This is a genomic window from Pseudoalteromonas sp. LC2018020214 (assembly GCF_016598755.1).
GTDB classification, from domain to species: Bacteria; Pseudomonadota; Gammaproteobacteria; order Enterobacterales; family Alteromonadaceae; genus Pseudoalteromonas; species Pseudoalteromonas distincta.
Genome location: NZ_CP066804.1, coordinates 3,418,527 through 3,430,097, shown reverse-complemented (window position 1 = coordinate 3,430,097; position 11,571 = coordinate 3,418,527). Strand labels below are relative to the sequence as shown.

At 41.7% G+C, this 11,571-nt stretch carries 10 protein-coding genes; 8 read left to right on the top strand and 2 right to left on the bottom strand.

All coding sequences use genetic code 11. From position 1 onward, the window contains the following. Positions 1–72 precede the first annotated feature (72 nt). The 7 genes from JG479_RS15345 (at position 73) to JG479_RS15315 (ending at position 9,815) form a co-directional block, all read left to right on the top strand. Positions 73–471: a DUF3224 domain-containing protein gene (locus tag JG479_RS15345; protein WP_002959535.1), complete on the top strand. Its 399-nt coding sequence runs from the start codon at positions 73–75 to the stop codon at positions 469–471. Between the two features lie 17 nt (positions 472–488). After that, positions 489–671 (top strand): hypothetical protein, encoded by a 183-nt coding sequence (locus JG479_RS15340; RefSeq protein WP_024599480.1) that lies wholly within the window; start codon positions 489–491, stop codon positions 669–671. Next, on the top strand, positions 672–1,289 hold the full coding sequence (locus tag JG479_RS15335; protein ID WP_200219611.1) for a LysE family translocator: 618 nt from the start codon (positions 672–674) through the stop codon (positions 1,287–1,289). Between the two features lie 166 nt (positions 1,290–1,455). Then, entirely contained in the window at positions 1,456–4,329 is a 2,874-nt protein-coding gene (locus tag JG479_RS15330; RefSeq protein ID WP_200219610.1) for a TonB-dependent receptor, read from the top strand. A 22-nt stretch (positions 4,330–4,351) separates the two neighbouring features. Further along, complete coding sequence (locus tag JG479_RS15325; RefSeq protein ID WP_200219609.1) at positions 4,352–8,656, top strand: alpha-1,6-glucosidase domain-containing protein; 4,305 nt, start codon at positions 4,352–4,354, stop codon at positions 8,654–8,656. Positions 8,657–8,830: 174 nt separating this feature from the next. Then, a complete protein-coding gene (locus JG479_RS15320) occupies positions 8,831–9,367 on the top strand; it encodes a PH domain-containing protein (protein ID WP_200219608.1) in 537 nt (178 codons plus the stop codon). A 46-nt stretch (positions 9,368–9,413) separates the two neighbouring features. After that, positions 9,414–9,815 carry a DUF1801 domain-containing protein gene (locus tag JG479_RS15315; protein WP_200219607.1) on the top strand — a complete coding sequence of 134 codons (402 nt, stop codon included), beginning with the start codon at positions 9,414–9,416 and terminating at the stop codon, positions 9,813–9,815. 15 nt (positions 9,816–9,830) lie between these two features. Here the strand turns inward: JG479_RS15315 and JG479_RS15310 are convergent, their stop codons facing one another. Beyond that, entirely contained in the window at positions 9,831–10,175 is a 345-nt protein-coding gene (locus tag JG479_RS15310) for a rhodanese-like domain-containing protein (RefSeq protein ID WP_024591370.1), read from the bottom strand. A 286-nt stretch (positions 10,176–10,461) separates the two neighbouring features. On the opposite strand from JG479_RS15310, the gene JG479_RS15305 reads away from it, so the two are divergent. After that, a complete protein-coding gene (locus JG479_RS15305) occupies positions 10,462–10,770 on the top strand; it encodes an ArsR/SmtB family transcription factor (protein ID WP_024594836.1) in 309 nt (102 codons plus the stop codon). Here the strand turns inward: JG479_RS15305 and JG479_RS15300 are convergent. Next, complete coding sequence (locus JG479_RS15300) at positions 10,763–11,440, bottom strand: nitroreductase family protein (protein WP_024594835.1); 678 nt, start codon at positions 11,438–11,440, stop codon at positions 10,763–10,765. The genes JG479_RS15305 and JG479_RS15300 overlap by 8 nt on opposite strands. Positions 11,441–11,571: the final 131 nt, after the last annotated feature.

Below are 11,571 nucleotides of genomic sequence, written 5' to 3'. Positions count from 1 at the left end.
GGTTAAGGTATAGATATGGCACTAAGATAATAAAAATCAATACTATTAAATATTAGCCAATAAGGAAACGTTATGACTACTGCAACCGTAAGTGGAGAATTTAATGTAAATCTAGCCCCAATTGAAGGTTACGCAAGCGGCCAAAACGGCGTTAATTTAGGGCGTATGTCGATAGATAAAACATTTAAAGGTAGCTTAAATGCCACCAGCCAAGGCGAAATGCTAAGCGCCATGACACCCACACAAGGCAGTGCCGGTTATGTTGCCATAGAGCAAGTAATAGGCGAGCTTGAAGGTAAAAAAGGCAGTTTTGTACTGCAGCATTTTGGCACTATGGATAAAGGCCAAGACAGCCTAATTTTAAATGTAATTCCCGACTCAGGCACTAATGAGCTAGAAGGGTTAACGGGCAGTATGAAAATACGTATTGAGCAAGGGATTCACTACTACGATTTTGAATACACTTTATAAGATACACAAGGATTAAAATGCAAAAAGTAATCGAATTTAGAAAGACCCGTTTTTTGGGTGGGGTAGATATAGTCGCACTAAATGACCGCATACAGGAATTAAACCAAGATGGCTGGAAAGTAATAAACGCAGTGCCATTGACAGGCTTTTATGGCCAAGTGCATGGTTATACTTTGTTTATTGAAACTGACGAGCTTTAAATGACATTTACAGTATGGTTAAGCCTAGCGGCTATTTGTATGATGGGCGCAATGTCGCCAGGACCAAGTTTAGCGGTGGTTTTAAAGCACTCACTTAACGGTAGTATGAAAAACGGTATGCTTGCCGCGCTCAGTCATGGTACTGGCGTTGGCTTGTATGCTGGTGCATCGTTATTAGGGTTAGGCGCTTTAATGATGCAGTTTCCAACTGTTTATCAAATACTGGTGTATTTAGGCGCAGCCTATTTGGCGTATTTAGGTATAAAAATATTGCTAGCAAAACCCAGCAATAACGAACTTGAAGTACAAAAAAGTGAGGTAAGTGCAGCTAAAGCATTACAAGATGGTTTTGCCATTGCTTTTTTGAACCCCAAGCTCGCGATTTTCTTTTTAGCCTTGTTCTCACAGTTTATTGACCCTCAGCTACTTACTTTAAGCGTGGGTATAATTATGTGTTTAACCGTGTTTGTAATTGATACCGGCTGGTATTTGCTGGTGGCGTTGCTGACAGAGGTTTCAAAAAATCGCTTTGGCTTTACCAAGCAAAGTCCGTGGCTTGATAAAATACTGGGAGTCGTATTTATTGCCCTTGCGATAAAAGTGGTGCTAAGCCTTTAAATCGCGTTCCCGATGCAGGGGCGCGTGCCTATATGCCCCTGCAGCCTAACCCTCATGCCCTGCATACGTATTCATCACATTAATTTTACCTTTTGGTTACAATTTGTTGGTTGTGTTTTAAACAACACAGCAACACCTGACAACAATAACTCAAAGGTTCACACACATGGACAAGTTTAAACTAAGTGCACTTATGCTGGCTTTATTTGCCGCTAATAGTGCATTGGCTGCAAACGAAGACTCAACAAATCAATCACCCAGCACACAAGCTGAAGATTTAGAAATTATTGAAGTGCGAGGCTTTAGTCGCAGTTTAATTCAATCTTTAAATCAAAAGCGTTTTAGCGATACGGTGTCTGAACAAATTTCTGCCGATGATTTAGGGGCACTGCCTGATATTTCAATGGCCGATGCACTTACACGATTACCTGGTATTTCAGCGGTGCGAACGGGTGGGCAAGCGGCGCAAATTAATATACGCGGGCTGTCGGGCGGGTTTGTATTTTCAACACTTAATGGCCGCGAGCAAGTATCTACAAGTGGCAGCCGCAGTATTGAGTTTGACCAATATCCGTCAGAATTAATTAGCTCTGCGGCGGTATACAAATCGCCAAAGGCATCGCTTATTGAAGGTGGCGTGGCCGGTACGGTAGAGCTTGAAACCGCCAGTCCACTTAATAATGATCAAACGCATAAATTTGTAGCTAATGTGCGCGGTATGTATAACGACCGCGCCTCAGAGGTATCGGATGCCACTGAATTTGGCGATCGAATTAGTTTTTCGTATCAAGGCAAATACCTAGACGACACGTTAGGCGTAGCGCTGGGCTATGCGCGTTTGTTTCAGCCAAGTGTAGCAACGCAGTTTATTGGCCTTGCGTACAACGACACAAAAGACGTTGATGGCGCAGTTAACGACACCAATGGCCCTTTAGCTAACCCAGAAAACGAATACATTAGCGAAGGCTTTGAGCTACAGCATTTAGGTGGCGAAGAAACCCGTAATGGCTATTTAGCAGCCATAGAGTGGGCACCGGCAGATAACTTTAAATTAAAAGGTGATGCGTTTTTATCGCGCTTTGATAAAGAGTCGTTTGCCCGTGGCCTGAGGGTTAAATTAGGCGGGCCAACAGCTGCATATGCAAACGCTCAGCTCGACGGTAATGCCGTAATAGGCGCAGCGGTTAACCGTACTTCGCAAAGCTATACCCGCGTTGAAATAGTTAACGACGACAACCAAGACTTTGACGAAGTAGATAGTTTTGGCATTAATGCCGATTGGCAGGTAACCGATAGATTAAGCGTAAATGCCGATGTGTCGCTTTCTCGCGCAAAAAGTAATTTTAGAAATGGCTTACTGTGGAGCTTAGTAGCAGAAGATGCCAATGCAGAAACGCCAGTATTTGATAACAACGTAGCAATTAACTATCAATTAAATGGCTTAAATTTACCTGACGTTGGGTTTAATCAGGCGGCCGCCTTTAGTGATATAGACCGTGTAATGGTCAGTAAATACGGTATTTACCCAGATCAAACAGAAGATGAAGTAACCGCATTTAGGCTCGACTTTAAATACGAGCTAGAAAACGACATATTTAGCTCAGTAGAGTTTGGTGCGCGCTACTCAGATAGAGAATACAGCCGTAAACGCTCGGTATTTGAGTACGGTAACGACGGGGCGTTTTCAGCAACGCAACCGCCTTTGCGTTTAACCGACGATATGGCCTCTGTGGTTGACTGGCAGGGCGAGTTTAGTTATTTCCCATCGTATTTAGCGATTGATTTAGACAAAGCGCTCAATGCGTGGTTTCCAGATGGCACGCCCGAGCCTGTTCAAACATGGGGCAACGCCGATGGCGTAGACGACGCGCAAGGTTACACAAGTAACTATTCGTGGTCAGTGCTGCAAAGCGGCTCGGTGTTTGAAGATGTGCTAGCTGCGTACGTTATGGTAAACATTAACACGCAAATTGCCGGGCTCGACCTATCGGGTAATGTGGGCGTGCGCCGCATTGAAACCGACCAATCTGCAACGGTACTAGAGAACGTAGCAGGCGATGCGCGCTTAGGTGCGCAAAATATTGTTGATGAGAACGGCATTGTAAATGATTTATACGCACCTAATGTATTAGGCACTAAATACACCGACTACTTACCTTCATTAAATTTAAACCTGCAACTTAACGATAATTCACTTGTACGCTTTGCTGCGGCTAAAGTAATGTCGCGTGCGCCAATTAACCGCTTAGCGGGCGATGCCAGTGCAAATGTGAGTGATGATGGTGTTATTAATGGTTCAAGTACTAATAACCCATTTTTAAAACCCTTTTATGCCGACCAATACGACTTATCTTACGAATATTATTTTAAAGAAGGTAATGGCACTATCGCTGCGGCGTTATTTTATAAAAATATAGACTCGTTTGTTGAAACCTTATCAATCGAAAACTTCGACTTTAAAGGTAATGGCTTTAATGTACCCGACTTTATAGAAGACCCCGTTAGTGGCGAGCAAGTTGCCACAACTAACGGTATTTACACCACGGCAGTTAATAACGGTGAAGGTGGCTACATTAGAGGGCTAGAGCTTGCGTATACGCAAGTGTTTACCTTTTTACCTTCGCCATTTAATGGCTTAGGCGCTAACGCAAGTTACTCATACACCGAAAGTGAAATTGAATCGATTACCAGTTTAGGGGGCGACACGTTAGCGCAATCTTTACCTGGGCTATCTAATAACGTGTTTAATGCCACGGTTTTTTACTCAATGGATGATTTTGAAACCCGCCTCAATGTGCGCTACCGCGATGAGTTTGTATCAGAGCAGGTTGCCATTAACGAGCAAGTGGTTAATTTTGATGCTGAAACCGTAGTCGACTTTCAAACCTCTTATCGCTTTAGCGACTCGCTAACAATGCTTTTGCAAGTTAATAACTTAACCGATGAACCAACCCAAAGTTACTTTGGCTCAGAGCAACGAACAGGGACGACTCAGTACTTTGGTCGTCAGTTCTACCTTGGTTTTACATACAGTCATTAATTAGCAAACGGAGCGTTTAAAAATGAAAATTATAACTATGTCTAAATATTTGCTAATAACGTTAGCGTTAATGCTATTAGCAGCGTGTGGTGGAACAGGTGATGTTGAATCTGGTGAACCATTACTTACCTGTAATGTGCCACAAGTCCCTAATGAAGCGGGGTCACAATGTGTCGATCCCGAACCTATATCGTGCCCTGCACCTACAGTACCTGATGAAAATAACGAAAGTTGCGTGGTTGGCGCCGACCCAACCCTGCCAGACCCTGTTGTATTTGCAGGGGAGGGAGAGGCGGTTTTATTTTATAACCGCTTAGCCGATGATAACTACGAAGGCTACCGATTACATTCGTGGAATAACGATGTGTGTGATGCTTATGCACCACCATTTGATACCAGTGATTGGGCTAACGGCCATGAATACGATGGTATTGATCCAAACTACGGTGCGTACTGGATAATTAACCTTAAAGAGGGTTATAACGAATGTGCCAATTTTATTATTCATATTGGTACAGAAGGGTCAGGTAAGGCGTTTGGTGATGTGGATTTAACCATGCCGCTGATGCAAGACGATGAAACTTTTCAGCGTATGAACTTTACCATTCATGGCGAGCCTTCGGTGTTTGAATACCCTATATTAAGTTTAGGCGAACGCGCAGTTGCTATAACAGGTGCTTCAGCGCATTGGATTGATTTAAATACTATTTTGTATAAACCAAGTAACGAGTTTACAAGCCTAATTAAGTTACATTCATCAGCTACGGCTGAGCTTGAAGTGGATATTGATACTGGTTTAAACGGTGATACTGTTACGCTGCAATCAAGCAATTTAACTGATGAGCAAGCGGCAAAAGTACCGCATTTAACCACTTGGAACGCTTACGAAGGAAGTTGGGATACAAACACGGCTAAAGCGCTTATAAAATCGCAGCTTGTTATTGCCGGTTACGATAGTGAAGGTAAGCTGCTAGAAGCAAGCTATGTGCAAACCGCTAAAGCACTTGATGCCCTTTACACGCAAGGCGAAGACGATGCTAATGAAGCTGTGCTGGGTGTAAATTATGGCAATAACGCGATTGATGTCACAGTGTGGGCACCCACCGCTAATAACATGATGCTAAACGTGTTTGATGATGCAAAAACACAAGTGCACTCTACGCCAATGACATTAAATACACAGACAGGTATTTGGCAAGCAAGTTTAGATATGCAATACGACCGCCACTACTACCGCTTTAATTTTGATGTTTACCACCCACTGACTCAGCAAATAGAGTCGCTTTGGAGCACAGACCCTTACTCACTAAATGTATCTACCAATGGTTTATACAGCCAGTTGATTAATTTAGCCGATGAAGACACTAAACCCGAAGGGTGGGGTACACGCCTTATTCCTACGGTAGAAAACCCAGAAGATGCGATTATTTACGAGGGCCATGTACGTGACTTTAGTGCGCGCGATAACAGCGTAACAGAGGCTAACCGCGGTAAATACCTTGCATTTACTGAGCTAAATAGTGCTCCTATGCAGCACTTACAAACTTTGGCTCAAAATGGCTTAACGCATTTTCATTTATTACCTATTACTGATATTGGCACCATAGATGAAGACGTAAGTAAGCGTGTAGATATTAGCGATACGCTAGGAGATTTATGTGAGCAAATTAATGATGAAGCCGATGCGTGTAAAACCCAAGATAAAAGCAGCACCATTATTGATTTAATGGGCGGTTATTTACCAGGCTCAGATGACGCACAAGCACTTGCTAATGCTATGCGCAGCTTAGATAGCTTTAACTGGGGTTACGATCCGCATTACTTTATAGCGCCTGAAGGCTCGTACGCCTCAAGCCCAGAGGGCATTGCCCGCGTTAAAGAAACCCGCGCTATGGTGCAATCACTGCAATCTATTGGTCTGCGCGTAGTGCTTGATGTGGTTTATAACCATACAACATCGTCGGGTATTTGGGATAAGTCGGTATTTGACAAACTAGTACCGGGTTACTATCACCGTTATAACGAAGTAAGTGGTGAAATAGAGCGCTCAACGTGTTGTGAAAATACAGCCACAGAGCATGTAATGATGGATAAGTTTGTTAGCGATTCATTAGTTATTTTGGCACGCGAATTTGGTTACGACAGCTTTAGATTTGATGTAATGGGGCATATGCCAAAATCGTCAATTCTTGCAGCACGTGATGCAGTGCAAGCTGTTGATGAAGATAACTACTTTTATGGCGAAGGTTGGGACTTTGGTGAGGTGGCAAATAACCGCTTATTTGTGCAAGCCAAACAAGCCGATATGGCCGGTAGCGAAGTAGGTACCTTTAACGACCGTATTCGTGAAGCCGTTCGCGGTGGTGCATTATTTAGTAATAGCTCAACAGATGGCAATTTAGCAGAGCAAGATACTTTACGTTTGTCGCTTGCGGGTAATTTACAAAACTACATTTTAAAAGACTTTAAAGGTAACTCAGCAAAGGGTAATAGCTTTACTTGGAATACTCAGCCAACGGCGTATGCACTAGACCCTGCCGATAGCATTCATTACGTATCTAAACACGATAACGAAACACTATGGGATCAGCTGCAATATAAACACAGCACTAATATGAGTATTGAGCAGCGCGTTCGTGCTCATAATATGGCGTTAGCACTTCCGCTTATGAGCCAAGGTATTCCATTTATGCAAATGGGCGCCGACTTGCTACGTTCAAAATCGATGGATCGTAACAGCTACGACTCTGGCGACTGGTTTAACTTTGTTGATTTTACCAAAGATACCAATAACTGGAATATTGGCTTGCCACCCGCACAAGACAACGAAGTGAAATGGCAAGAAATTATGCCTATTTCTGCTAATACCCAAGCGGCTGCACAGCCACAAGATATTACCTTTGCACATGATGTATTTAATGAATTTTTACAAATCCGTAGTAGCAGCGCACTCTTTAGATTAACCACAGAGCAAGATGTTATTGAGCGGGTGGGTTTTCATAACGTAGGTAAAGCGCAGCAACATGGCTTAATAGTAATGAGCATTGATGATGGCGAAGGACTAACAGACTTAGACCCTGCATTTGATGCGCTTGTTGTCGTGATTAACGCAACCGAGCAAACACTTAGTCATACTATTGCCACCGCAGCGGATTTTGAATTACACGATGTATTAAAAAACAGTGTTGATGTAAGCATGACCGGTGCTAATTTTGCTGCTGGCGATAACGAAGGCACATTTACTGTACCGCCTTACACATTAGCTGTATTCACTAAAAACCAAGGTGAGAGCCAAGGTTTTGGTTTAAGTGCTAATGCGACCGTAGGCGCACCTGATGTAGTACCTTATGGCAGCACCGCTGTGTTTGTGCGCGGTAGTTTAAACGACTGGGGCACACGCGATGCATTTGAATATATTGGCGAAGGTGAATACCGTATAGCAATTGCACTGAGCGCTGGCGATTACGAATTTAAAATTGCCTCTGAAGATTGGTCTACAGTTGATTTTGGCGCGCTTACTGACGCTGATAAAGATGTAGTTGAAAACCAAAGTGAGGCATTAACGCGCTCAGGTGCAAACATGACATTTAGCGCTGCTATTGATGCAACCTATGTATTTTCGCTTGATGCTTCAAACCCTGAAAATCCAACGCTTACTTTATACAACGAAGAGCCATTTATAGGCACTGCTATTTATGTGCGCGGTACGCTTAATGACTGGGGAGTAACCGATGAGCTAAGTTATAAAGGTAAAGGTATTTACACATTTACTAAAACACTGAGCGCTGCAAGTTATGAATTTAAAGTAGCGTCAGAAGATTGGAGCACGGTTGATTATGGATCGGCTGAGGGTGATGCAAGTGTAATGGTTGGCACCGCAGAGCAGTTGTTGGTTGCGGGCGCGAATATGACCATCGACATTGCAGAAGAAGGTGAATACCAGTTTATATTTGACGCCAGTGATTTAAATAACGTATCGCTAAAAGTGCTCAACGCTGAAATGTTTGCACAAACGACAGTGTTTATTCGTGGCAGCTTAAATGACTGGAGTACTGATAACCCGCTGATGTACGAGGGTGATGCAATTTACTCTACATCAATAGAGTTAGAAGCAGGTGACTACGAATTTAAAGTAGCGTCTGAAGATTGGAGTACCGTTGATTACGGTGGATCAGGCGATACGCCAGTAGTGGCAATTGATGAACTAGCACCACTTGAAGCGGTAGGAGCCAATATAGCACTAAATATTACCGAACAAGGTACTTACACCTTTAAGGTAATAGGCCCAGATAGAGAAAATGTGAGCATACTTATTAATAAGCAGTAGCAGTTATATTTTCCCAGACCTAAGCCGAGCATAGCCCTGTATGCTCGGCTTTTTTGTATGTACATAAATGTGTGAAAGTATATTTGAATGCTAATTATAAATGTTTGGACTAAATTGCATTCAATATTAGATTGGCGTACTTTTATAAATCCCCAACCATACAAAAGAAAGCTAATGAGTAACTTAACCTTAAAAAGTGCTAATTTTGATCCTAAAGTAAAACAATACTGGATGGTTACTGCCTCGCTATTTGCAATGTTGGCTCTTGTTACTATACCGCTTATACCTATTATTTTACTTATTGTATGGCTGGTGGGCGGACGAATACTCGCAGCTATGTCAGCTGACTTATTACCACAAAAATTGGTAGTTAAACGTGGCATATTATTTAAAGAAGAAAAATCTATTCCGCTTGAAAAAATAACAGATGTAGGGTTAAGCCAAGGGCCGCTTATGCGAATTTTTGGATTATATCGTTTAAGCTTTGAAACAGCAGGGCAGTCAGGAAATGGTGCTTTAGTGTCTTTGCTTGGTGTAGTTAATGCGAGTGAGTTTAGAGAGGCGATACTTGAGCAAAAAGATGTATTGGCAAACCAAGGTAAAGCGTCGCAGCAGGCAACAGAGCAAACTGAGAAAGAGCTACTGAGATCACTTACTTATAGTGTTAAAAATATTGAGCAGATGCTACTTGTTTTACTTGATGAAAGGTAGCAAAAGTAGCCTGCTTTAAAATTGTAAAGCTTATAAGGATATTTTTATGAATACGGAAATAGAAAATATATTTAATAATTATCCTGAGATAGCAAAAAGTAAGCTTATAAAATTACGAGAGTTAATTTATACCGTAGCACAAGAGCAAAACTTAGGAGCTGTTGAAGAGTCTTTAAAGTGGGGAGAGCCAAGTTATAACACAATAAATGGCAGCCCCATTCGCGTAGGCTCTAAGGGCTCCTCGTGTTATTTGTTTTTTCATTGCCAATCAAAGCTAGTAAGCACATTTAGAGAGTTGTATTCCCACACTCTCACTTTCGAAGGTAACCGGGCAATTGTATTAAATAGTGAAAAGCCATTACCAGAATACCCAGTTAAAGAGTGTATTAAATTAGCACTGACTTATCACAAAGTTAAACGCCTACCTTTACTAGGCGCATCATTATAAGTATTCAGTTGATGTTTAAAACACACTACATATTTGGTTTGCGTCACAGGTAATAACGGTTACGTTTTCATAACCCACACGCGTTAACGCTTCTGCTCCCAACGTTGCGCGCGCACCACTTGCGCAGTGCACGTAAATAGGGCGAGCTGCGTCTTTTTCTATTTCCATCAGTTTCATCTCGAGTAATCCACGCGGAATATTTATAGCGCCGGCAGCCGATTTTGTCGCGTGCTCTGCAGGTTCTCGCACATCAATAAGTAAACCTTTATTTTGTTCAAGCTCGAGTTTTGCTTGCGCTGCGTCAATACGGCGTTGGTTAGGTGTGATAATTTTTAGTAAGTCAGGGATTGATGTAAGCATTAGTTTGTAAATCCTCTTTTTCTTAAAAAAGACATTAATAGGTGCTACTTGGTATAAGTAGGTTGAATTGAGTTAATACTTATAAATAACGTTAAAAACTGAAAGTTACTTTATATAAAGTAACTTAATAGCGCGAATACTGCCACAGCACTTCCGCCGATTAGTAAAACGGCATCGCTAATTTTGTGATTACCTTAACATTAGTAAAGTCTAATGTTAATTATATTAGAACCTACTAATGTAAAAGTCTATACTTAAAAAGGTATCAAAAAGAGAAATAATAAAAATGAATATTGAGCAACTAGCTGTCAACGCAGAGCAAGCCGAACAGTTTTTAAAATTAATGGCTAACAAAAATCGCTTAATGATTTTATGTAGTTTATTACAAGGTGAGCAAAGTGTAGGTGAGCTAAATAAAAATGTACCTTTAGCACAGTCAGCGTTATCTCAGCATTTAGCAAGTTTACGCAAGGCAGATATGGTTGCTACTCGCAGAGAAGGGCACACTATTTATTACTCGTTGACCGACCCAAAAGTTGAGTCGATCATTGCTTTGCTATATGAGTGGTTTTGCCGAGCAGAAAATACTAAATAAACGTAGCTATTTCATCGAGTGATTTTTTATCCAGTGCATGAGCAGGTATTGTTGCATCATCACTTGGGTAGCCTGTAATAAGTAGCATGTATGGACGTTCGTTATCTTTATCGCGATTACATATGTCGGTTAAAAAACTCATTGGCTTTGGAGTATGAGTAAGGGTTGCCAAACCACTGCGGTGCAAAGCTTGAATTAAAAAGCCGGTAGCTAAGCCAACAGACTCATGCACATAATAATTCGTATTTTTATCATCGGTGCTTACGCCGCCTTTTTTTTGACTAAATACAGCTATAAGCCAAGGTGCATGCTCTAAATAAGGTTTATTGGCGTCGGTACCTAACGGTTTTAGCGCATCTAACCATTCTTCACCTGCTCTGCCTTCGTAAAAAGAACGCTCTAATTTTTCTGCGGCTTCTCTTATTTGTTTTTTTACATCGCTACTGTTTATAGCCACAAAATGCCAAGGCTGATGATTCGCTCCACTTGGTGCTGTGCCAGCTGCTTTTATACATGCTTCAATAATATTTTTTGGTACTGGGCGATCGCTAAAGCTGCGAATGCTATGGCGGCGTTGGCTGGTTTGTAAAAACTCGTTAGCGCGATTTAGCATTTCTTCATGTGGATATTCTATAAAGTCATTTAACGGCTGGCTTTGGTGATCTTGCATGGCTTTTCGTTTCTTATAAAAAGTATATGTGGTTTTTATACCGAGTGAATACAGTGCAGGCAAGTGTTATGAGTTTAAATTATGTTTATTTGTTGTTACAAATTGAACCATCAAGTAACTTATGTTCCTAT